This window comes from Enterococcus haemoperoxidus ATCC BAA-382 (genome assembly GCF_000407165.1).
Taxonomy (GTDB): Bacteria; Bacillota; Bacilli; order Lactobacillales; family Enterococcaceae; genus Enterococcus_L; species Enterococcus_L haemoperoxidus.
Genome location: NZ_KE136480.1, coordinates 150,122 through 172,985 on the forward strand (window position 1 = coordinate 150,122; position 22,864 = coordinate 172,985).

The 22,864-nt window shown below is 36.0% G+C and carries 20 protein-coding genes; all 20 read right to left on the bottom strand.

What is annotated here, in order from left to right; translation table 11 throughout:
* Window positions 1–24: 24 nt before the first annotated feature.
* Entirely contained in the window at window positions 25–648 is a 624-nt protein-coding gene (locus I583_RS11510) for a nitroreductase family protein (RefSeq protein WP_010760302.1), read from the bottom strand.
* Window positions 649–868: 220 nt separating this feature from the next.
* Entirely contained in the window at window positions 869–1,498 is a 630-nt protein-coding gene (locus I583_RS11515) for a PepSY domain-containing protein (protein ID WP_010760301.1), read from the bottom strand.
* Window positions 1,499–1,582: 84 nt separating this feature from the next.
* On the bottom strand, window positions 1,583–2,977 hold the full coding sequence (locus tag I583_RS11520; RefSeq protein ID WP_010760300.1) for a sensor histidine kinase: 1,395 nt from the start codon (window positions 2,975–2,977) through the stop codon (window positions 1,583–1,585).
* Complete coding sequence (locus tag I583_RS11525) at window positions 2,967–3,674, bottom strand: response regulator transcription factor (RefSeq protein WP_010760299.1); 708 nt, start codon at window positions 3,672–3,674, stop codon at window positions 2,967–2,969. Before I583_RS11525 ends, I583_RS11520 begins: the two co-directional genes overlap by 11 nt.
* 211 nt (window positions 3,675–3,885) lie before the next feature.
* Window positions 3,886–4,422: an HdeD family acid-resistance protein gene (locus I583_RS11530; protein WP_010760298.1), complete on the bottom strand. Its 537-nt coding sequence runs from the start codon at window positions 4,420–4,422 to the stop codon at window positions 3,886–3,888.
* Between the two features lie 180 nt (window positions 4,423–4,602).
* Entirely contained in the window at window positions 4,603–9,462 is a 4,860-nt protein-coding gene (locus I583_RS11535; RefSeq protein ID WP_010760297.1) for a MucBP domain-containing protein, read from the bottom strand.
* Window positions 9,463–9,675: 213 nt separating this feature from the next.
* Window positions 9,676–10,728, bottom strand: a complete 1,053-nt coding sequence (locus tag I583_RS11540; RefSeq protein ID WP_016249903.1) for a WxLIP family cell surface protein — start codon at window positions 10,726–10,728, stop codon at window positions 9,676–9,678.
* Between the two features lie 135 nt (window positions 10,729–10,863).
* Window positions 10,864–11,586: a WxL domain-containing protein gene (locus tag I583_RS11545; protein ID WP_016249904.1), complete on the bottom strand. Its 723-nt coding sequence runs from the start codon at window positions 11,584–11,586 to the stop codon at window positions 10,864–10,866.
* Window positions 11,587–11,676: 90 nt separating this feature from the next.
* On the bottom strand, window positions 11,677–11,901 hold the full coding sequence (locus I583_RS11550; protein WP_010761576.1) for a hypothetical protein: 225 nt from the start codon (window positions 11,899–11,901) through the stop codon (window positions 11,677–11,679).
* A gap of 9 nt (window positions 11,902–11,910) precedes the next feature.
* Entirely contained in the window at window positions 11,911–12,228 is a 318-nt protein-coding gene (locus I583_RS11555; protein WP_010761577.1) for a hypothetical protein, read from the bottom strand.
* Window positions 12,229–12,230: 2 nt separating this feature from the next.
* Complete coding sequence (locus I583_RS11560) at window positions 12,231–13,334, bottom strand: WxLIP family cell surface protein (RefSeq protein WP_010760293.1); 1,104 nt, start codon at window positions 13,332–13,334, stop codon at window positions 12,231–12,233.
* Between the two features lie 34 nt (window positions 13,335–13,368).
* Window positions 13,369–14,022 (bottom strand): hypothetical protein, encoded by a 654-nt coding sequence (locus tag I583_RS11565; RefSeq protein ID WP_010761578.1) that lies wholly within the window; start codon window positions 14,020–14,022, stop codon window positions 13,369–13,371.
* Between the two features lie 139 nt (window positions 14,023–14,161).
* Entirely contained in the window at window positions 14,162–14,911 is a 750-nt protein-coding gene (locus I583_RS11570; protein ID WP_010761579.1) for a winged helix-turn-helix domain-containing protein, read from the bottom strand.
* A gap of 270 nt (window positions 14,912–15,181) precedes the next feature.
* Window positions 15,182–16,273, bottom strand: a complete 1,092-nt coding sequence (locus I583_RS11575; RefSeq protein WP_010761580.1) for a tyrosine-type recombinase/integrase — start codon at window positions 16,271–16,273, stop codon at window positions 15,182–15,184.
* A gap of 1,122 nt (window positions 16,274–17,395) precedes the next feature.
* Window positions 17,396–17,686, bottom strand: a complete 291-nt coding sequence (gene cas2 / locus I583_RS11580; protein ID WP_010761581.1) for a CRISPR-associated endonuclease Cas2 — start codon at window positions 17,684–17,686, stop codon at window positions 17,396–17,398.
* A gap of 9 nt (window positions 17,687–17,695) precedes the next feature.
* The gene (cas1c, locus tag I583_RS11585; protein ID WP_010761582.1) at window positions 17,696–18,724 is read right to left on the bottom strand and encodes a type I-C CRISPR-associated endonuclease Cas1c; all 1,029 of its coding nucleotides are present in this window, start codon (window positions 18,722–18,724) and stop codon (window positions 17,696–17,698) included.
* Window positions 18,721–19,374, bottom strand: coding sequence for a CRISPR-associated protein Cas4 (gene cas4, locus I583_RS11590; protein WP_034683526.1), 654 nt, complete (start codon window positions 19,372–19,374; stop codon window positions 18,721–18,723). The genes cas1c and cas4 overlap by 4 nt, the downstream gene beginning before the upstream one ends.
* Window position 19,375: 1 nt before the next feature.
* Window positions 19,376–20,233, bottom strand: a complete 858-nt coding sequence (cas7c, locus tag I583_RS11595; RefSeq protein ID WP_010761584.1) for a type I-C CRISPR-associated protein Cas7/Csd2 — start codon at window positions 20,231–20,233, stop codon at window positions 19,376–19,378.
* A gap of 3 nt (window positions 20,234–20,236) precedes the next feature.
* Window positions 20,237–22,135, bottom strand: a complete 1,899-nt coding sequence (gene cas8c / locus I583_RS11600) for a type I-C CRISPR-associated protein Cas8c/Csd1 (protein WP_010761585.1) — start codon at window positions 22,133–22,135, stop codon at window positions 20,237–20,239.
* Complete coding sequence (gene cas5c, locus I583_RS11605; RefSeq protein WP_010761586.1) at window positions 22,132–22,851, bottom strand: type I-C CRISPR-associated protein Cas5c; 720 nt, start codon at window positions 22,849–22,851, stop codon at window positions 22,132–22,134. Before cas5c ends, cas8c begins: the two co-directional genes overlap by 4 nt.
* Window positions 22,852–22,864 lie beyond the last annotated feature (13 nt).

Sequence of the window (22,864 nt, forward strand, 5' to 3'; positions counted from 1 at the left end):
AAATACGCCTCCTGTGTATCTGAACTATTCATTACCTTCACTCATTTTCGCTATTTTATCGGACAATTGAGCTGTCCAGTGTTCTAACGGTTTTCTACGACTTGTCGGTATTTTCATCGTTTCATCTATTACACTGATATCAAGCAACCCGATAATTTGTCGTTCTGCAGTCACGCCAACTGCTTGTTTGAATTTGCCATCAAAAATTACTGGAATCGTACGCCAAGTGACACCAATTTGCTTTGACCAAGCAGCTAATTGAAAATTCTGGATAAATGCTGAAACAGCCCCTACCGCTTCCAAGTTCAACTTTTCACTTTTATGCTTAGGCGCTGTTATAATCAATGTTAAAGGAACATCTAAAAAATAATCCCGTGTTCTTTTTTTAGCCGTTTCTAGATTTTGCTGCTCGTAACGTGCCCAAGTATCTAATCGATCATAACTTTCCATGATTTTTTCTACGAATAACTGACGATCTTGTGTCGTCTCGACGATGACGACTTCCCACGGTTCTTCTTTCGAATGATATGGGGCATAACTGGAACTTGCTAATAGTTCCTCTATAACTTCCATAGAGATCGCTTGATCCGATAATGTCCGAATCGTTCGGCGCGCTCTAATGACCTGTTCAATTGAGTCAATGTCCATCATTTTTCTCCTATTCTTTTATCCTTGATAGAGCTTTAGAATAAAACTTCACATTAATTGACAATGAAAATCATTCTCAATTAGAAATTAAGAGTACCATTTCACTATTTTATTTGCAAGTCTCTTTTCTATTTTTAGTACAAAAAAATGAGGTTGAGACATAACTCTACGAGTCATATCTCAAGCTCAGCTTTTATTACTCATATCAATGAAAGATTCTTTAATCGTCTAACTCTTTTTCTAAGACATCTCCGGTTTGGGCGTTGATTTTCACCGTCATTTCTTTATTACCAGTTTGTACTTTTACTTCCCAATAAGTAACGGATAACTCTCGTTCTAATGACCATTCTATCGCCGTGCCTTCTCCCAGACTATCTTGAGCGATTTTTGACACATCATCTACGGATCTGATGTCCTTTAAATCTAATGCTTCATTTTTCTTTTCTACACCATTTTGTTCATCTTTATCTAGAGTTTCTTCACGCTCTTTTTTTAGCTCTCCAGTTTCTGCATTAATTTTCACTTCATATTCTTTAGAATCATCCACGCCTTTGATTTCATAATAATAGACGCCAAATGAAGGATCCAAATCCAGAGAGGTAATCGCTGTATTTGGGTATGCCTCGTTGTAAGCTTTTATCGCATCCTCAACATTTATTTTTATCTGCGGTTGATTTTTCGTAATACTATTTGAAGTATCACTAGAATTTTGAGTTGCTGATTGACTCGTTTGTGTGCTCACTTTACTTTGTTGTTTTGTCTCCAATGACTTATCCGTATTTGTACAGCCCGCTAGAACAAAACCTAAACATAGTGTACCGATCATCATTTTTTTATTCACGTTATCCATCCCTTTCAATGTTCCATTTCTGAGTTTGCTTTACATTATTATTTTAGCAGGTAAATCATGTAAAAAAATAAATCAGCATGAAAGTTAAATGAAGAAATCTTCATTTTTATGTGTGTTTATAAATTCTACTGTGAAACGTGTCCCTTTAGGTGATGCATCCGTTACATTTATTTTACCTTGATATTTTTCAACGAGCTCTTTAACAATCGATAAGCCGATTCCTGTACCAGAAATTTCACTAGAATGTGATTGATCCACTCGATAAAAACGTTCAAATATTTTCGTTTTCTCTTCATCTGGAATCCCCATACCAGAATCTTCTATTAACAATTGAATCGTATCTTCATCTGAGAAAAGTCTAACGGTGATCGTCCCAGAAGTATCCGTGTATTTCATAGCATTTTCCAGCAAGTTCCGAGCGATTTGATAAAAATGTTCTGCTTGTCCCTCTACAAAAATGCCTGTTTCAATTGTAATAGTGATATCTTGTGGCATCATGACGTTCAGTTCGTCGACCGTTTGTTGTATTATCAAAGATAAATCTAGCTGTTCCATGTTAAATTGTGTATCTAATCGACCTAACAATAACAATTTCTCTACAAGTATTTCCAGACGTTTCGATTCCTTATCGATATAATCAAGTGAAGTTGGGATCACTTGTGGATGTGACTTTCCGCGACGTTTGATCAAATTCACATGCCCACGAATTGCGGCGATCGGTGTTCTTAGCTCGTGAGAAGCGTCTGTAACGAATTGTTGCTCCCTTTTCAAATACATTCTTTGCTTCACCAGTAGCTGATTAAATGACTTCGAGATATTTTGAACTTCTTGTGGTGTTTTTGGAACCGTTAGTTGTTGTTTAGAATCTGAAACCTTTAACTGATTGATTTCTTCATCCATAACAACTAACGAACCGCTTAATTTTTTAGAAAAACGATACGTAACCAACGAACCAAGCGCAATCACAGCCAACGTGATAAAAATCGTTAACGAAAAAATACGCCCAATCAGTTCAAATTGGTTTTCCATATCCACTAGGATCGTCACTTTCGTCTCATCTTTTTGAAAACTTGTATAATAATAAGGCTCTACCTCACTTGTCCATAAGATACGATCAAATAAAATGAACTGCTTCAATTGAGGAAACTCTTGAAATATCTCTTTGGCATCTTCAGAAGAATACACGACCTCACCAGAGTTTAGCTGAACATGAATAAGATAAAGAGAATCGTCACTAAATGTATCCTTCACCAGAACTTTTTGCCAATCTTTCGCTTCTTTTGCACCACTATTTTTTAAAGAATCTTCCAATAAGTGGGCTTGCTTTTCTGTTGATTCATATAGTTCTGCAGCTGTAATCCCCATAATCGCTATACTTAAAATCAGCACAGCTGAAGTAAGTAAGCCAATAAACCGAATAGTCAATTGAAATTGTGTTGTATTTTTTCGTTGATTCAACGTCCTTTTATTATTTTTCATTGGTTAGCCTCAATACATAACCTACTCCTCGAACAGTTTGTATCAATCGGCAAGTCGGCTCATAATCCATTTTATTTCTAAGCGAACGTATATAAACATCTACTGTATTCGTTTGACCAAAATAATCATAGCCCCAGACTGCATTCAGCAATTCGTCACGCGAAAGTACTTCTTCTGGATGCTGGATCAATTCTGCCAATAACTCAAACTCTTTTTGAGTCAATTGAATCTCTTCACCGTATCGTTTAACTACTCGTTTGGTTAAATCTAAGGTTAAATCATCATATTGAAACAATACAGGTTGTTGTTGCAGTTTCTGTAAGTGTTCTTTGCGGCGGATAATCACTCTGATTCTAGCCAACAATTCTTCAATCTCAAATGGTTTCGTAATATAATCATCTGTGCCAGCATCCAATCCAATGATTTTATCTGTTAATTGGTCTCTGGCGGTCATCATGATGATCGGTACTTGACTATTTCTGCGAATTCTTCTGGCAACAGTAATACCATCATATTTTGGCAGCATCCAGTCTAATAAAAGCATTGTGATTTTTTCTTGATTTTGTTCATACAGCTCCAACGCTTGTTCACCATCCGTTGCGCGCAACACTTCATACCCTTCAAATCGAAGTTCTTGCGAAATAAAACTTGCTAAACTCGCTTCGTCTTCCACTAGTAAAATGACTATATCCTTCATTTTTCCACCTGCCTTTTTGTATAGAGTACCCAGTATTTAAAACAAGGTCAATCAAATCATGATGAAAAAATCTTCATTTTGTGTTTCTACGCAAAAAAAGAGCGTGGACAAAACTAAAGATTAGTTTTGTTTCGCGCTCCAAATCCGAATAAACGGCGAGAAAAAAGCAACTCCTTCGGAAATAAGCTTTTATCTCGGCCTCTTTTAAAGATTACTTAATATTACGCAATTGGAAAAATGAAACAATTTCGCCAATTCCCATAAAAATCAGAATGCCGCCAAATAATTGGAAAAGTACGAGCAAACTGCTAAATGGATTAAACGTTAATACTAATCCGGCAATAATCAAAATCACACTATAAATCATCATCGGCATCCAGCTAACATTGACATATGTGCGTAAGTTGACTGATTGAATCGCACGAGTGACACCAACGATCACAATCACTAACCCAAGGAAAATCGGTAAAATACTTACGATTCCCTTTGCAAAAACCAGTACGATTCCTGCAAACACTAATAAAATGATCCCACCTAGAAAACTCATTCCATAAGTTCCCGTTGCTTTTTTTACTTTAAAACCGTCATAAAGATTTAATACACCCATAATTGCAATATAAGCAGATATAAAATAGACAGCCAATTGGAATACACTTCTTGGATTGATCAAAATCAACAACCCAAAAATCATATAAACAATTCCACGTAAAAGTGCATACTTCCTTAATTGCTCCATAACGTTATTCATTATTATCCCCTCCATTAATGCTTTACTTGTTTTCTATTATATTGTATAGAATTTCTTTGAATAAGACGAGTAATATGGATCAGTAATTGTTATTTTTATGAATTTAGCCAGATAATAAATCGATCAGAAAAAGTTCCACCCATAATTAAATCTTTTGGGCGGAACTTTTTCACATTTCTATTAAGGTGTTTGTTCAACTTGCCATAAAATCGTCGCTCGATAGCCACCTGCTTGCAACACTTCCCCAGAAGGAACTTCTAACAACAAGCCGGATTCGTTTTTATCCCACTCATTACTCACGTTATATTGCCCTTTGGTTTCATGTGTTCTTTTCGCTATTGGTTGTGTCGTATTCTCAGATAAGATGACTGTTTCTGTCTCACTTACCTTGTAACGAATAGCCGTAGGTAGAATTTTGCTCGGGTCTTCTTGGCTGGTCAATGGTTTCTTTAATGTTGCTGTTAAATTCCATGCACCGCCTTTTTTGCGATTATCCCAAACGATCAATGGTTTGTCGTATTTTGCTTTTTCGACTTTTATAAACGGAATCCCTAAAGTCTTACGCCCAAAATTCAAGAAAGTTGGGGAAGATTGTACAAACAGCATCCCTTTAAATTGGTATTGAACAGTACTTTCTTCACTTGTAACAGGAATCTTCGTTTCGTTGTCTGGCTTTTTCACTAATTGATAGTTCTCAGCCTGAATAGATTCAAGTACTTTTTGGACTTCTTTTTCTTCCGTCAAATCAATCGTTGTTCCGATTACTTTATCGAAAGTGATTTTATCATGTAAAGCAGCTCCTGTTTCATCAACAAACTCTACGTTCACTTTTTGATTACTTTGAATATCGATCGTGATTGTTTTCTTGACCGTTTCTGTTCCTCTGACCGCTTTTAATGTTGCTTTATAGCTTCCTTGTTCAGGATTTAGAGGAACTGTCGTTGACTCTACTGAAAGCGTGATATCTTTACTTGAACCTGTCGCAACGTCCCAAGCAATCGCTTCAGATTTTTTAAGAATCAGTTGATTGATTTCACTTTCAGTTAAATCTTGAAATGGTTCTGGTCTGCTGTTGAAATCGTTCGCTGCAATATAAAGCCCTCTAGATGGCGGTGTTTCATCGATCACTTGGACTGGCACTTTGATCAACGTCGTCTTATCTGGTTGATTTGCATCGGTCATTCGCACCATTACGCTGGTTAAACCTGTGATCGAAGTATCTGGCATATCACCTTCATATTCGTATGAAGCCGTATGCCCAGGTAAGATAACTGCATCCTGAATCACTTCAGAAGCTTTTTTATTAAAGGTCGTTCCTTTTTTGATGATTTGCGGAATTGGTTTTGCCCCAAGATTATAGACATTGATTTTCACCGCATAATCTTGTGAAGGCAATCCATTATAAGGTCCTTCTGACTCGTTAATAGCTAATAAAGAAGTGTCATAGTTTTTGATAGTTCCAGGTTCGTTGTTTAACTCTTCAGGTAATCCTGTCCTTGGAATCATCAATGGACTATTAAATTCTTTTTGACTATTGGAGATAAAGGGCATTGTAACTTCAACACCTGTAGGATAAGTGACATAAACAGTCCCATGATCAGTTGCTGTAGGGATTTTGCTTAGTTTGTAACTCGTATTAAAATCATCTACATAATCTGGATAAATATTGAAGACTTCTGGATCAGCTTTTATTTGCATATAGGGAAGCTCATCACCAGCAAAAATCTCGTACCCTGTGTTTAATGCTTCATCTGGGGAAATATCTTTCCACGGTGCACCTAGTTGATAGGCTGAATCGACATTGGATGCGATGACTTGTCCGGCAGTGTAATTTTTGCTTTCAGAACCTGATCCCATAAAATCATTTCCAAAGTAATTGGTTCCCCCAGAAACTCCTGTTCCGCTGTATGAACCAGCTATATATTTAGTATAATCTGATAGCCAATTTCCTCGGGAATCTTTTAGTCGAATTGTAAATCTCTTTCCAGAAGAGGGCTGAATGTAAAAGCCGCTACTATTCCCTAATGCATAGATTGGAACTGAATCTGTATAATAATCCGTATCCACACTTTCTAACATCGAAAAATTCTTCGTTGTATTAGAAAGGTTGTACATGTCTAACTGGACAGTGAAATTTAAATTTCGATTCAAAGATAAATTATATACATACAGAATCTGATTTGGTTCATCTATTAGAATTTGCTTTAACTCATTTCCTTTTCGCAAAAAGTATTTAGAGGTCATTTTGGGAGCAACTCCATCATAGCCAAGTCCGCTTCCTCTAGCCCAAGCAGTCCCATAAATAGGGCTCTTATTCAGCCCAGGAATATCTGATACCCGACCTTCACCACCACTGTAAATATAGCCTCTTCCAGCACTATCTTTGATAATAAAACCTACTTCATTTTTCTGTGAAGTTACAGAAATCCCTCTTTCAGGAAAGCCCATTTTAGAACCATTTAATGGATTCGTAATAACACCATCAGTAGAATTTAAAGGAATGTTGTTCCACCCCTCGAGCGTACTATTTCCAAATACCTGGTCTGGAAGAACCAATACATTAAACGTATAGGTCAACAGTTGCTCACCTAACGTTATCGTAATGGTCACTTCTTTGGAGCCTCGACTGGAATTCACAATCATTGATTTGGTGATTCGTGCATCAAGATCTTGTCCTGTCGTTAGATCCCAAGCTTTTGGGGCTAATTTCTTAGTAAGCAATTGAATAATTTGCGGAACAGTTTTCCCTTTAACTTCACTTGCATTCAAAAACGGTAGGTAATTAAAACTCATTCCTGCTTTTGACTCTACAATAACTGTTTGATTATCTAGTGTCACTGTAATAGGGACCGGAATAATTGTTGAAACAGCGGTATCCTTCTTATCCGTCATTTTTATATAGCCCCAGTGAAATCCTGTTTTGCTCGTATCAAACTTATTGACTGGCTCAGTCGGATCACCTGCTGGATTCTTGACCCATTCGTAGGTGGAGCTGGCTGCTGCTGCGTCATTTAAAGACTGGTATTTTGAAAAAACATTAGCAGCATTCGTGCCCATCGCCATGTCTTTGTTTTGATCCACTTTAAAGTAATAAGGCGATTTTACATCTGCACCGAATATCGTGACATTTCTAGTTGTGGTCGCTGATGTACCATCCAGCTCTACTTTAATGGTTCCAGTATAAGAACCCACTGAATTATTGACCGCAGTCGTGTCAGTAAATGACACTGGGATTGCCGCTCCTGTACTCATATTCCAAGCACTCAAATGTGCGCGTGACTGAATCATCGCGATTAGTTCTTCTTTGCTTTTCCCTTTTGTTTCATTTGGGTAAAAAAGGACTTTTGCATCAGCTTTTACCATTACTTTGTTTGTTAAAAGGGCTGTAGTATCTGCGCTTGTCACACTGATTGGAACTTTGATGATCGTCGACACATTTGCATCAGCTTTCTCGGTCATTTTTACATAAGCCCAGTGAAATCCAACGGTCGACGTATCGAATTTGTCTATTGCTTCACCATTTTCGTTAACAAATTGATACAGCGCATTTGTCGAAGTTGCACTATTAACTGTTTGAAATTTCGCAAATAGATTAGTTGGATTTGTACCTAAAGATAATGTAGCATTTTGAGCGATAGATACAAACGGTTGCGGATTAGCACCAAACACTGTAACATTTCGTGTTGTCGTGGCTGATGTACCATTTAGCTCTACTTTGATTGTCCCGGTATAAGATCCTACAGAATCATTAAGTGTCGTTGTATCTGTAAACGATACTGGTACTGCTGCACCTGTACTCATATTCCAGGCACTCAAATGTGCGCGTGACTGAATCATCGCAATTAGTTCTTCTTTGCTTTTCCCTTTTGTTTCATTTGGATAAAAAAGGACTTTTGCATCGGCTTTTACCATTACTTTGTTTGTTAAAAGAGCTGTAGTATCTGCGCTTGTCACATTGATTGGAACTTTGATGATCGTCGACACATTTGCATTAGTTTTCTCTGTCATCTTTACATAAGCCCAGTGAAATCCAACTGTTGTAGTATCGAATTTTTCCAATGGTTCACCATTTATATCCACAAATTGATAAAGTGCATTCGTAGCTGATGTACTACTCACCGTTTGAAACTTTGTAAATAGATTGGTTGGATTGGTCCCCAAAGCAAGTGTTGTATTTTGTGCTACTGATACAAAAGCTTGCGGATCAGCACCAAACACTACCACATCTTTTTGAACTGACGCTTTTTGTTCACCTTCACCAGTTCCGACAGTAATTTCAAAATCTGCCTTATACGTTCCGATAGAAGTTGCTGAAATAGTTGTTTTTGTAACATCAGCAGGAACAGTACTGCCATCTTCCAATTTCCATGAACGTACATTAGATTTTGTTTTTACTAACTGCTGTAGCTGCTCTTCTGTCTTATTCGCAATTTCGTTTGGATACAAAATAATTTTACCATTCACGTTATCGACTTGAAGGGCAATTTGATTATCTAACAAAAGTGAAGTCCCTAAATCGGTAACCGTTACAGGTATAGGAACGCGAATACTCGTCAGATTATAATTTTCGGTAATCTCTACATAAATTGTCTGAAATCCTGCTAGCTCACTGCTAGGATTAGCAGGTGTGCCATCAGCATTCACATATTCATATAAAGCACCATATTCCGGGTGCGGAATAACTCTTTCTGAAAAAAGTTTTGCGAGACCTGCTTCACTATTAAGATCTGGGAAGACTTCGTTTTGCTTCATCGTTAACACTTTAGGTGTAGCTTTCAGTCCTTCTTCATTTTCAACTGGATCTAGCGCTCTCACTGTATAACTTTGTGTTGCCTTTTCGTTTGCTGCTTTTGAAGTACTTGCATCAGACTCTTTATTGATTGTCTGTTTTGTCTGTTTTTTTACGCTCGTTTCAGGTTTAGCTAATATAGGATTCGTTGCGGTGAACAAAACGGTGACAGAAAAAATGCTAAATACAGTTAGTCCGATGAGTGTCCAACGTAGTTTATTTTTAATAGGATTCTTTTTTTCATTTTCCATTTTCTTCTCCTTTCTTTATTATTTTTGATCGTCTATCAGATACACTCTTATCGCAACACCTCCTTTGTATCGCTATCACCTATTTAGTTCAACCACTCGAACCAGATTATTGATTGGGGTATTAGAAGCGATGCCGAAGAAGAGTGTTCGTGTTGATTTACTACTGTCTATTTTAAGTTGTTCCATTTTCATGATTTTATTTCTGAAAAACGACTACTTATTCGTTTCATTTTTACTTCGTTTACGTTTTATCGTTTTATAACTCAAAATAAAGACAAATGCACCCACACATAAAATCAAAAAACACACTAGAAAAATCAGTTTATTGCCGGTTTTATTTTCGACTAATTGCCTATTGAGACCATTCGCTTCTAACGCGTTGACCTTAAAATCTTCTATCCAAGACCATTTACCACCATTTTTTGATGTGACATTGATTTGAGCTGAATAATCTCCTGCAGTTATGCCTTTATCCGCTAAATCAACAGGAAGATCGATCATCGAATTTGGTGCCATTCTCATTCCTTTTTTTTGATACTCAAATAACACCTTTTGTTTATTGGCTTTTCTTACTTGAATGGCTACCTCCATGCCTTCAACATAAACAGGACGGACATTGGAAATGTTGACAAAAAAATGGCTTTTACTCTCTTTAAATGCTATGTATGTTTTATTTAGTTTTAGCTCTGGTTCTATGGGATCAGTATCACCAACTCTTACTAACATCCCAACTAAAAAAGCAAATTCGTTTACTACGACATCTTTTTTACTTTGATCCTTCGTTTTACTATCTACCACCGGCTGCAATTGAATCCCACCTGCTATCAAACCTACGGACGTCTCTTTAGGTAAAGAAATCATTAAGTCGACCTGCGTACTACCTTTAGAAGGGATCGCTACTTTTTTGGGCCCCTTGACGATGTTGATAAAATCATTTGTCAAAGATGAGTCTTCTTTTAAATCATTTGGTCCATATTCAACCTTACCGATGCTATTGGTTTTTGCAGTATTTAACCGAACTTCTACTGTTAACTCTTTCGGTAATGAATTGTATAATTTTAGGGATACTTTTTGTTCTTGTCCTGGCTTCATTTGGAGATCAAAATAACCTAGGTTCTTGTTTTTTTGGTTTTCTGGATATAAAACTTCATACGACAATCCACCAATCAAATTCTCCACATCTTGTTTAGCAAAACCTTTACTGGGATCAAAGAATAATGCAAGGTAAAACAGGACTAGTAATACGCAGGTAAGATGTTTTTTCATCTACGGATCCCTCTCTCTTTGTAAAAATAAAAATTTGTTTTTAAGTAGTATCTATTAATTCTGTGAACAACTTATAACAATAACTGTCAACCAACCTATTTACTTATTTATAGAAACACATGACCAAGCTATTTCTTAGTATGTGTTGTCAAGACTCCAGTTCACGCTACCTTTAAATGCTTTACCAGCAGCGCCAGTACCTGTAGTTACAGTTAATTTAGTATCAGTTAGTTTTGTAGCAAATCCGCCTTTAACAGCATCTGCTTGTGTTTTAGCAATGATGTTTGTTGCAGTTGTATTGCCAGCTTCCAATGTTACGTTTTTACCTACAACGATATTGTTAGGATCAGCAAGAGTACCTAAGTTTCCTTCAATCGGATTTGGCAAGAAGTCATTTGTATCTGGATCAACTTCACCAATATCATAAGATTGTGGATCGCCTAAAGTAAACGTTAATTTTGATGGCAATTCTGTAGCTGAGCTATCTTTAGAGACTAATTTAGACAATGTCGCGCTAACTTTCCAAGCAGACGTTGTTACAGCTCTTGTTCCTTCGCCGCCAGTTTCAGTACCTTGTCTGTCATCATTTACGACAACATATTGATCTCCGGCTACAGTATTGCTATATGTAGCAATATTCGCTGTTGCTGCTTGACGACCAAAATCAAATTTAGATGGTGTCCATACCAATGCTAAGTTATCTTTAAATGGTCCAGGTCCAGGTTTTACTGGTCCGTCAGTATCAAAACGAATCCCCAAATCTGTTTGCTCACTGCCAACTTCTTCTGCATTCGCAGGTTTTGCAAAAATCAGCAATGCTGATGAAGCAAGTAATGTTGTAAATAGTATTTTTTTCAAAATTTAATCACCCTTCTTATTTAGCGTAAATAAAATTGGCGACAGTTACTGTTGTAAATTGTTCACAGAATAATGCTTGTTCTTTCTGATCTAGCCAATCAATCTGATTTGGTCTTTTAGTAACACAAATAAATAAATAATCAGCGTTAAACTTGTGATCGACACTGCTAATAGAGTGAAATTGACTGCTAGATCAAGCTTCTTTTTCTTTAGTTTTCTTGCTAAAAATACATCTCTGGAAAGTGTTACCAGAAAAAAAATCAACGACACAGAGGCAATGCCTCCCAATATATAAATCCACAAATAATCTTTCATCTTACACTCCTATACATGTATGCTATATACCTTACGTAAACTGATAACACCTAGAAATACGATCAAACAAGCGACGCCCAACAATAATAAAATGAACGATGTCATCATTTGTCCTAAATGCGGCAGTGCACCATCTGTTGCTGGATAGACTGGTGGTTTCGTTTCATAAATAGGTGGTTTGGGTTTATCTGGTTCAACAGACTGGTTGAAAGATATGCCAGTTTCTGTCTTTTCTTGCTCGGCAAACGCATGTGGTGCTTGACTGAACAAGAGTCCAAATACACAAATCACAATAAATAGCGGCCAAATAAAGTAAGTTTTTTTCATCCTTATTCACCATCTTTTCTATTGATTTTTTTTCGTTTTTTCTTTTGATTCCCTTGTTTTTTACGTTTCGCGATTCTGATTTTTTTCCATTGTTTCTCCCATTTTTTTCTTCTAAAAAGGGTTAATGACATAATCAAAACGGTGAGCACTAATAAGCAAATCGCGCTACCTTTGATCCATGTTGGCGTAATGATCTTAAACGCACTTTCTTCATTCATTTTTTTGGCTTGTTGGTTGGTGATCGTGAATTCTTTACTAAGTTGCCATTCTTGATAGTCATTTGATGCATCCAATTTCAAGGTATAAGTACCCGACGGCAGATTCGCAATCCCCCAATCCATTTCAAAATCAAATGAACTGTTTGGTGCCATACTATAGTTTTCTACAGATTTTCTTTTAACGACTTCATCCGTTCCTTTTTTAGTCATCGTACCGACGATACTTAGATTCTCTAAGACTTTAGGTTCAGGATTTTGTAAGTTCGCTAAAACCATTTTTTTCCCGCGTTTGATTGAGGCCTTTACTGAATTTAAATTCAGCGTTTGCGCATTATTGAATTCATCTCCTGATTGGGAAGTGATCAGCCCTACTCGATATGAAAATTCTGTTGAAACACCACTTTTTGCTTTTTCGCCTTGATCTAACGCAAAGACGATTGCACCCATTTTCACACCATCATACTTTTCTTTTGACGGTGTAAGTTGAAATTTCACCGTTTTCTCTTCATAATTACCAACTGTAATTTCTGGAGTTGGAATTTTGAGCATCGACGTTACTGGCTCTTTTAATGTCGAATCGTAATATGTTTTATCATCGCTATATTCGATCGTTCCGCCGTCACCTGTGATCGCATTAGTTCCAGATATCTTAATTCGCACATTCTCTTTTTTGGTACTTTTGATTCTTACCTCTAACGTTTGTGCTTCTCCAGGTGTGGTTTTCACATAAAAATAACTTTTATTTGGATCTATTTGCGTGTTCGACTGTACTAGGGTTACTGTATAGCCTAAATTATTATCATCCTCTGCAGCCATCACTTGATCTGCAAAAAAAAATGATAAAAAGACACAGATAAATGATAGATATATCGCATTAATCTTTCTCATGAAAAAGGGTTCTCCTAACTACTAATATTTGTTCTTATTTAATCGACTGAACGATGATCTCTACATGCCATTCATTACTTGCATCACATTCTATATATTTCACTAAGTTATATCCTTTCTTAGTAAAATAGTCTGTCCAATGAGCTAAAAACTCTTTTGAGTATTTTTCAGCCGCTTCTTTCGTTTGAAAAGGGCCTTCTACTTTAACTGTTTCATTTTCTTCATATCGTTCATCTTTTTCTTCGTATAAATACTTCGTAATAACGTATATGATATAAACAATCGTCATTGATACAATAAATAGTAGCAAGAATAAGGGCCAGATAATCGTCGTCATTAGTGCGATAACATTAACGACCAGAAGCACCAGAAATGCGATCATTGAATAATTCATTTCTTTTTGCTTGGTTACTTCTTGCTTGTTTTTAATATAAAATATCAAGATCAGGAAGAGATTTAGAGTCATTAGTAAAAAGGCAACAAACAAATACTTTAGTAGATCTTCTAAGTAGTAATTCACCACGAACAATAGCTGAATAATCAACTTGGCATTTTTATCTACATAAAATATGGCTTCCTCATAAAACCTTGAAAAGAATACAAAGTTAGTGATCCACCCAATTAAAAGTAAAATTTCACCAAGAAAATAATATCGATATTTTTGATAATAATTCTTTTTATCTTTCACACATTTAGCCTTCCATTTCTTTACATAATTGCTTAGGTTCCTCAAATTATTTTCTCTCTTACCTGAATCAAGTTAACTGGTACGACAATCAATTTAAGGATCGTTGTTCTTGCTAATCGTTGCTTATAAAAAAACTAGATTATTGTAAAACTTTTTCACTTGTATTTTTGAAAGAAAATCGTTCGTTTTTTGAATAAGTAAGAAGATAGCCCTTTGTTCGAATGATTTCAATTTCAAAATACGTTTGTTCTTTTAGTTTATTTCTGATATGAAAAATGAAATTTGCTACTCTGTATTTTTCTAGCGCTTCTCCTGTTGTTGCACCATAGATTACTTCGTTGATTTCATCGTAGGTAACAACATTGCCTATATTTTCATATAACAGCTCAATAATTTTGAATTCTTTTCGGGTTAATGCTATTATTTTGTCATGAACTACCAGACTCAGCTTTGATGGATCTAGGAAATGATCGTCAGATGCTTTTTTTGGTCTCCCTCTGTTTAGTAACTGGTTTTTATAATTGAGTGCATTTTTTATTACGGTCCCAAGCATCTCAAATCCTTGATCTGATGAAATAATTTCTATTACAGAATTTTTACTCAAGTGAGGATACAATTTTGTCAATTCTGAGTCAGAATCTCCATTTAGAATCCAAATAAACAAGGGATGATCTTCTTGTAAGTCAATCAACCATTGCATCGCCTTAACATAGTCTGATGATTTCTCCAAATTAATGACTAAACCATCTAATAAACCAATTTGTTTTTTTTCTGTAATTTCAATTAGTGAATAACTTTGTTCATTGAGGGCCCTGTTTATCAATAAACCTATGTTATCGCTCTGTTCAGAATCATCTCTGATATGTAATATGCCAATTGTATTTTCCATTTGGCTTCCCTCCTCTTCAATTTTTTCTACTATTTTTTCTTGTTTTATTAACAAACAGGAAAAATCACTATAAACCTATAAATATCAACAGTTTCAGGGACTTTTGACGGCAAAGTTGACGGCTTAAGTCGTAGTATGAAACAAACAGATCTGAACGATTTAGATAAGATAAAATCAATTAAACTAATCTTTCGAAAAAGGTTCGTTAATTGAAAACAAAAAAAAGACTATCTACTTCCCAAACGTGATAATTTTTGAAAAGTAGATAGACTAACTGATTAAATTGATAGCTTTTCTTTTTTCTGACATAAAAGAATTTACATAAACATCTAGCGTCATTTTCGTAGAATGATGACCCAACAAAGCGCTGATTGTCGCTATATTAACCCCTTTTTCTAGACAACGAGTAGCAAAACTGTGTCTAAGTTGATGAAAACGAATATTTGCAAAATGAAAACTTTGACAGATTTTTTTTAGCCAGTTTGAAATTAGACGCGGTTCTGCTGGCTTGTTCCCTCCTAATACGAAATCTCCATTACTTTTTTGTTTTTGTTTGCTTAAAAGTTGATTTACATTCTCAGAAAACGGGATAGTCCGCTTGGAGGTAATGCTTTTAGGTGTTCCTTCAATAATTTGTGTTTTTCTGTTTAAGCCATTAACCACTTGTATTCGTTGAATTGTGCGTTGAACTGTAAGTATACTTTCTGAAAAATCAATGTCTTCCCACTTTAATCCAGCAATCTCTCCGATTCTCATCCCAGTTTCTAACGCTAATATAATCGCAAGCCCCTTAGGGTGTGCGGCAGCTTTTTCTTTTAGTTTTGTTTGATCCTCCGATGTAATTGCATGTATATTATTTGGAGTTTTTTTCGGTAAAACGACATATTTACAAGGATTGTCTACAATTAATTCCCTTTTTACTGCAGCTGTGCAGCACGACATCAATACTTGATAGACGATTCGAACAGAATTAGGAGACAAGTGCTCCTCTATTTTTTTAATCCAGTCATTTAAATTGACCGTTGTGATGGATTGTAGAGGGATGTCTCCTAAAAAAGGCAGGATGTGTTTTATCATTTTATTTGTGTAACTAACATAGGTGCTGGGTTTCAACTGATCTTGTATTTCTGTTAACCAACAAGTTGCCCAATCATTGAGCGTGCCTTGATAAGCAATTGTTTTAAAAGTATAATTATGTGAATAGAGTGCTTTCATTGTTAACAGTCTTTCTTTTAAGTCCATATATGTTTTATTATATACATATCCGTATATAGCACTTCCATCACTTTTTCTTCCTTTTATGTATCTTCCTTCCCAACGACCATCTTTTCGTTTATAGATATTTTCACCTTTTCTTACCATAAATCATTTCCCCCTTAACTTTATTTTGACGGCGATTTGACGGCGAATAAAATTATTGTATAAAAGCCATTAAACAATAAGATATAAAAGCAAACACAATGATTAAAATACAAAAAAATACATAAAACAGTGTTGACAAACTGAACAAAACATTATATTATCAGCTGAGAGACCTGAAAATAACATTATTCTTTCAGTTTTCTTGTTTGTTAATATAACAAGAATAAATTATTTAAAATAACATATATAAAACAATTTTTTCTGCAAAAAAATAATCTTTTCAGATTCATTTTGCTACGCAATTTTCTGTATTATTTGAATTATCCATAGGCATCATTGGGGACTTTTACTTTCTAGGTCTTTTTTTAATGCTTATGTATGTTTCAGTTAAGTGAATAGAGTGACCAAATAGTAGTAGGAAAACGAATGACAGCATGTCACTCTATTATACCTTTTATAAATATAACTTCTAGTTCCATTTTTTGTTGACTTTGTGATAGTTAAATATTGGATGTTTAGAGGTTTTTAATGGATAAAAAAGAAGAAAACCAGGCTAAAATGCTTGGCTTTCTTCTTTTAGTTATTTTATTTTGATGTAATCAACTGATTTTTAGTACTTGATGAGCTATCCTAAGATAACTATAAACGTTGTAATCGAATTTCACTCTAAACAGAGCTAGACCAGTTCACGTAAATTCTCCAGGAGGATCAGTTTTTATTTCAATCCACTAGCTCTAAACAGAGCTAGACTCAGCGTACTTTTTCACTTTATCAGCGCTACCTTTATTTCAATCCACTAGCTCTAAACAGAGCTAGACGCACTATTTGGTCCAAAACAATAGTTAATTCAGGTTATTTCAATCCACTAGCTCTAAACAGAGCTAGACAATTTGTTACAGATATTATTTTATGAAATGGGGAATTTCAATCCACTAGCTCTAAACAGAGCTAGACAGTGAAAACGGCAAAAATACACGATATATTTTCGCGTTTTCATAAAAAACACTTATAAAATTAAATTCCCATGAGAAAAACAGCTTTTTATTGATAAAAATGGCTAAATTTTGGTGCGGATCCCTTAGCGATTTCATGTGCACTTAGGGTTCGCACTTAATTTTCTTATTAAAATATCAGTGGCGCTTCTACATCAAAACTCTCCTTTACCCCTACATGCTCAACTTTATTTTGGTAATTATTCCCTAATCGGTAAATACGTAAACTATCTAATTCTTCATCAATTAAATCAACCAGTTCTTTCTTCAGCTTCGTTAACTCCGTTGCATCAACAACACATTCAAAAACAGAATTCTGAACACGTTGTCCATAATCTTGACATTTTTTTGCTACCTTCCTCAAACGACGAGTTCCATTCTTCGAACTTGTTGCGACATCATAAGTAATCAACACTAACATACTTTTCACCTACTTCCATAAAAACGGTGGATAACCATCTAAATCACCTCTTAAAAAGCGACTTAATAATAATGCCTGAGAGTAAGGAACTAGCCCCCAATTGATTTTCTCACCTAAAAATGGATGCTGAATTTGTTCTTGTTTTTTCTCTTGCCATTTTTGAAAGAAGGTACGCCTACCATCATCCGTCAAAATGACTGCACCACTTTCTTTTTTGACAAAATCCTTTTCGGTCACCATTTTCTTATTAATCAACGTTAAAACAAAACGATCCGCATAAATCCCTCGCAACTCTTCCATCAAATCTAATGCTAAAGAAGCTCTACCTGGTCGATCTTGATGCATAAAGCCGACATAAGGATCCAGTCCAACCGTTTCTAATGCAGCAGCACATTCTTGCGCTAACAAAGTATACGCTAAAGAAAGCATAGCATTTACATTATCCAAAGGCGGCCGACGGTTTCTACCATAAAAACCGAAATCACTTTTTTGCTGTAAAATCATTTGATCAAACAATAGAAAATAACGATTCGCAGCTTGTCCTTCGATTCCTCTTAATGTTTCTAAATCCCCAACTTGGCGAATATCTTCAATGTATTTTTTTAATTCGCCAGAAATTTGCTTAAAACGCTCGACATCAATTCTCATCGGGTTTTCTCTAGTCATTCGCTCCAACATCCAACGTTGATTGTACAATTTACCAATAATAAAATGACGAGCAATTTCTAAGCTTTCTGCTTCTTTATCCGATAGACGATATTGCTTTTTCCGCAATGTGACATTACCAGTTGTGCCGCCAGTCACTCGACTGCCAAACTTACCAGAATTTGTTAAAAAGGTTATGCCTATATTTTTTTCAGCGCATTTACGCATCAATGCTGGACTAGCACCTAAATAACCAGAGGTGACAATCGCTTCTATATTATGAAGTGGAACTCTATTTTTCTGTTCATCAATTTTGACGACAATATTCTCACCGTCTAAAGCTAAATAGGCATCTCGAGTTGTTACAAATAAGGTATTCAACAGTTTTTTCACTCGCATAACCTCCGATCTAAGTAACCTTTAACGGTTTGAACATTCATTAATTTAGGTAAACAGATATTTTGTAGGGAACATTTTTTGCAAAAGTTGCCAGTTTTTACCTTTGGTGTATAGCGTCTAGTCCAATACTGGTGCATTTCTGCTATATTTTTTTGTAATTCTTCTCGTAAAGCTGGCGTGATCTCGATTTCTTCTCTACGTTTGGTTTCATGATAATATAAATAGCCTTTCGGCACTTCGCAGACAAGCATTTCCTCTAGACAAACGGCTTGCGCAGTTAATTGCAAAATATCACTGAGTTCTTGTTTAGGCTTTCCGTGTTTGTATTCAACCGGAACAGGAGAAAAAGTTCCGGATTCTCCATTTAGAGGTACACCATTTGGATCTTGCACAAATTCCACCACATCACAGATTCCAGTGATTCCTAAGGTTGGTGAATGAATTGGCAATGCACGAACAATCAAGCGATCTTTACGCTTCTCTCTAATCGTTGGCTGATCCGCTTTTTCATGCAGATATTGCCCTTCTAACGTTAAAACATTTTCTTGCCATTGCTGTTCAATATGAATCAATGCCCACTGACGACGGCAAAACAGAAAATGCTGGATGCCTGAAATCATTAAAAAATCCTGTTCATCGTACATGTTATAGCCCTTCGATGACTGTTAGCTCGATCCCTTCTAGTGGTTCCACGGTTACTTTGTAATCGTCAAATGATTTTGCGCGGTCGACTTCAGGAATTTTTTCAATTTTTACAGAGCGATGGACTTTCGCAGATGACGCTTTACCCATTTTGCTTGGGTGTTCCCACCAGTAAACCTTTTCGACTGCCATACTACCATCTGGACGAGCGGATGATGCATCGTTTTCGAAAAGAGTGGTTAGGGCTTCTTTGATCTTTTCTGCATCTGCCTCGGTAAAACCTGTTTTTTCTGCTAGTTGGACGTTGATACTGCCGTTGAAGACATAGACGCCAAAGTCGACGAAATGTTTGGTTCCCATGGTGTCTGAGCCTTTTTTGTCACCAGTAACAGAATTCACACTTTTTGTAATTTGCATCGTGTTGATGTCAATTGGATCTATGCTAACAGCTGTTTGTATCGAAACCGGTCCACGAACACCAACAGACAAATCAGAGCCTTTAAAAGCAAATACTTGTCCAAAACTTCTAGTATCCATAAATGTTTTACAAGCGACTTCTGCGTAACGATCTGCATCTTTTTTCTTGTCTTTAATGATTGCTTCTAGTTCTTCGACTGCATCTGCTCGGTCTTTCAAACTTTTAAATCCATCATCTGCACGGTCATCAGACTGAACAAAAATATGTTCACCTAAGTCTTGCAGTCGATTACGAATTTTACGTTTGATTGCGACATCTGATATTTCACCAAAACCATCAAAATTTTGTCGTGGGCGATTCCCGTTTAATGGATCACCGTTTGGGTTGGCATTTGTTACTGAAACAATTACTTTAAAATCAATTTTATTTTCTAGTGTACTCATTGTTTATTCCTCCGTTTTATCTTTTTTATTTTCTAGTTCGTATTTCTGACTATAGTACCCTAATAGATACTTACCATTTAGATGTTCATCATTATACTGACTTATCTCAAATTTATTTCCTATTTCTTTCAATATATCTTGAAATTTTTTACCATTTCCCCACAATCTAGATTGATAAGGGATTAAATTTTGTTGAATAATTTTCCAAGTAGTTTCTGGATGCATACTAAAAGCGTTCATATAGCGAATTGCATTTGTTTGTCTACTTCCCAACTTCCCATTTGCTGCTAAGGCATCTTCCTCTAATTTATCTGCTACAGCTAACATTCTGCCAAATAAATAACTTCTGTCTGTCTCATTTTTATCTAATGCCACATTTCTTTCCCCCTTTTTGAAATTAAAGTGTTTATTCATTACCGCACACGCAATGCTCAACGTTTTTTGCCATTCCCAATTTTCCATACCAACTGGATTGGATGCCCGTTTTAATAAACTTTGAACAATATTTTTAGGAATCATTCGACCATCTATAACGCAAGGAAATAATTGTTCCACAGTGTTTTTAACTAAGGTTTCATTCCCTCTTGCACCGTAAACTGCTTCTGCAATATCTCTTAGCGCAGGTGCGCCCCAAAACGTATACCGCTGCTTATTCTTACTACCATAAGTATGCCGCCAAAAACACGTTTGATGCCACTGCTCAAAGCGTTTAAAATAGTCCACATGTTGAATTGAACGATAATATAAAATCCCCATCCGCCCAGGTGTTGCTGCATCTAAAATCATGATATAAATAGGTGCATCACGAGTTAAATCCTTTTGATACCCTCTCATTGCTTGTTGAAATAATTCTGCAAACTGTTGTGCTGTTGTGTCTGCAGTAACAACCTTAGTTTCTTCTGGAAATAAATTTGCAAATACATCCATACTTGATTCTTCTGGTGATGGAACAGCCAATTGCGTTTTACCCCAAACCAAAAATACACGCCCGTCTAAAATAAATCCTTGCTTACCAACCAACCATTTCAGCGCATTATGTGCTTTTTGTGAAGCCTCATAACTAATCATTGCTACTTGGTTTTTATCTGAAAATCTACCTCTAAATGTAAAATTTTGTAGATCATTTCCTGAAATAATTTTGGCCATGTCTCCGCCGTAGCGAACTTTTGATGGATGATTTTCAGTAATTGGCAATTGTTGCCCCGTCACATAATCTAACCCCGCTTCTGGAAGATTCTGACTATAGTACTGAACATAAGATTCAATCACAGATAAATCTTGCCACACTTCATCGGTTATTATTTCTGCATCATACACAGAAAAACGAACAAATGTTGAAAATTGATCGCCAGCAAGAACTGAAAAAATCTCTGGTTTTTCTCCAAATTCAGCTTCCAATTCTTTTTTCCATTTTGGAATGATTTGGTGATCTTTAGCAAGTAATACTCGTTCTTCAACCAGATCGCTGATTAATGTTCCTTTTTCTAAATAGGTGAAAATCGCTTGTACTTTTGGATGGGCTTCTGGAGACTGACACCACTCCCTAAGGTTTCCCATGTATGTTTCATACGAATTATTCCCTTTTTTGTAAATACCACCATAAGATTCAAAATCACCAGCTACATACTGCAAACCATCATGTATCCCGTGCGGTGTCGGTTTACTTGTTCGTCCTGCGGATTCAATCGTTACCGGAATCACAGTTGGCGCATCTTCTTTAGGAATTACTTTCGCTTCATAAAATTCACCTTGAGGTGTTACTCGAACTTCAATTTGAGCATTTTGATAAGCGTGAGCAACTGGTAAAAGAACGATTTCTTTTCCCCATGATGTTCTAATCGGTTTTCCAACTAAGTCTTGATTTGCTTCGTAAGTTTGATATAGGTCATACAGCCAACTCATTCCTCCCCCTCCAATACTTCAGTTAATTGATCGACAGATTCGATTTCATTAAAAGTGAAAGGTTTCATCTGCATGCTTTTTAATGGTCTAATCAGTTCACATGTTTCAGGACGTAGAAAATGTATCACACCATTCTCCATAATCGGTTGCCATAACCGAACTGCTAATTCATCTTTTCCAGTTTCATCTGGATAGGATAATCCATGAACCATCGTTCCAAAATGAAGTTCCCCATAATGATCGTAAAAGCCTTCTGACTCACCGAAATCTACAGGTTCTACGTAGCCTTGGCATTCTCTAGTACCTAGGAAAATATCTCTTCGGCCTCCCACTTTGATTGCTCGTTTTAAAATTTGAAAATGCTTATGTTCATTCCAATCTTGTTTTAAATCTGGTCGATATTGATTAAATTCAAAATGCACCTTCACTTCATAACACGGCTGTTTTAAATACGTGTAATAGGCTAAATCACTGGCGCTACTATCATTGTATTTCATAGGACGAATGCCTTTTGATTCCATTTGAATAGGATTAACAATCCGAACTTCGTCAACATAATACGTAATACTTGGCTTCCAATAAATCGACTCTGTGATTCCTTTTAATGCCTGATATGTGGGTACTTGATAGGTCATTTTTTCCCCACCCATTTTTGTGACAGGATCAGTGAATAACGCATACTCACCATAAACTTTGAAACTTACCTGATTTCTCACTACTCTTCCTCCA

Coding starts and splice junctions, on each gene's coding strand:
- I583_RS11510 (WP_010760302.1), bottom strand. CDS start 648: ATGGACATTGACTCAATTGAACAGGTCATTAGAGCGCGCCGAACGATT.
- I583_RS11515 (WP_010760301.1), bottom strand. CDS start 1,498: ATGGATAACGTGAATAAAAAAATGATGATCGGTACACTATGTTTAGGT.
- I583_RS11520 (WP_010760300.1), bottom strand. CDS start 2,977: ATGAAAAATAATAAAAGGACGTTGAATCAACGAAAAAATACAACACAA.
- I583_RS11525 (WP_010760299.1), bottom strand. CDS start 3,674: ATGAAGGATATAGTCATTTTACTAGTGGAAGACGAAGCGAGTTTAGCA.
- I583_RS11530 (WP_010760298.1), bottom strand. CDS start 4,422: ATGAATAACGTTATGGAGCAATTAAGGAAGTATGCACTTTTACGTGGA.
- I583_RS11535 (WP_010760297.1), bottom strand. CDS start 9,462: ATGGAAAATGAAAAAAAGAATCCTATTAAAAATAAACTACGTTGGACA.
- I583_RS11540 (WP_016249903.1), bottom strand. CDS start 10,728: ATGAAAAAACATCTTACCTGCGTATTACTAGTCCTGTTTTACCTTGCA.
- I583_RS11550 (WP_010761576.1), bottom strand. CDS start 11,901: ATGAAAGATTATTTGTGGATTTATATATTGGGAGGCATTGCCTCTGTG.
- I583_RS11555 (WP_010761577.1), bottom strand. CDS start 12,228: ATGAAAAAAACTTACTTTATTTGGCCGCTATTTATTGTGATTTGTGTA.
- I583_RS11560 (WP_010760293.1), bottom strand. CDS start 13,334: ATGAGAAAGATTAATGCGATATATCTATCATTTATCTGTGTCTTTTTA.
- I583_RS11570 (WP_010761579.1), bottom strand. CDS start 14,911: ATGGAAAATACAATTGGCATATTACATATCAGAGATGATTCTGAACAG.
- I583_RS11575 (WP_010761580.1), bottom strand. CDS start 16,273: ATGGTAAGAAAAGGTGAAAATATCTATAAACGAAAAGATGGTCGTTGG.
- cas2 (WP_010761581.1), bottom strand. CDS start 17,686: ATGTTAGTGTTGATTACTTATGATGTCGCAACAAGTTCGAAGAATGGA.
- cas4 (WP_034683526.1), bottom strand. CDS start 19,374: ATGTACGATGAACAGGATTTTTTAATGATTTCAGGCATCCAGCATTTT.
- cas7c (WP_010761584.1), bottom strand. CDS start 20,233: ATGAGTACACTAGAAAATAAAATTGATTTTAAAGTAATTGTTTCAGTA.
- cas8c (WP_010761585.1), bottom strand. CDS start 22,135: ATGAGTTGGCTGTATGACCTATATCAAACTTACGAAGCAAATCAAGAC.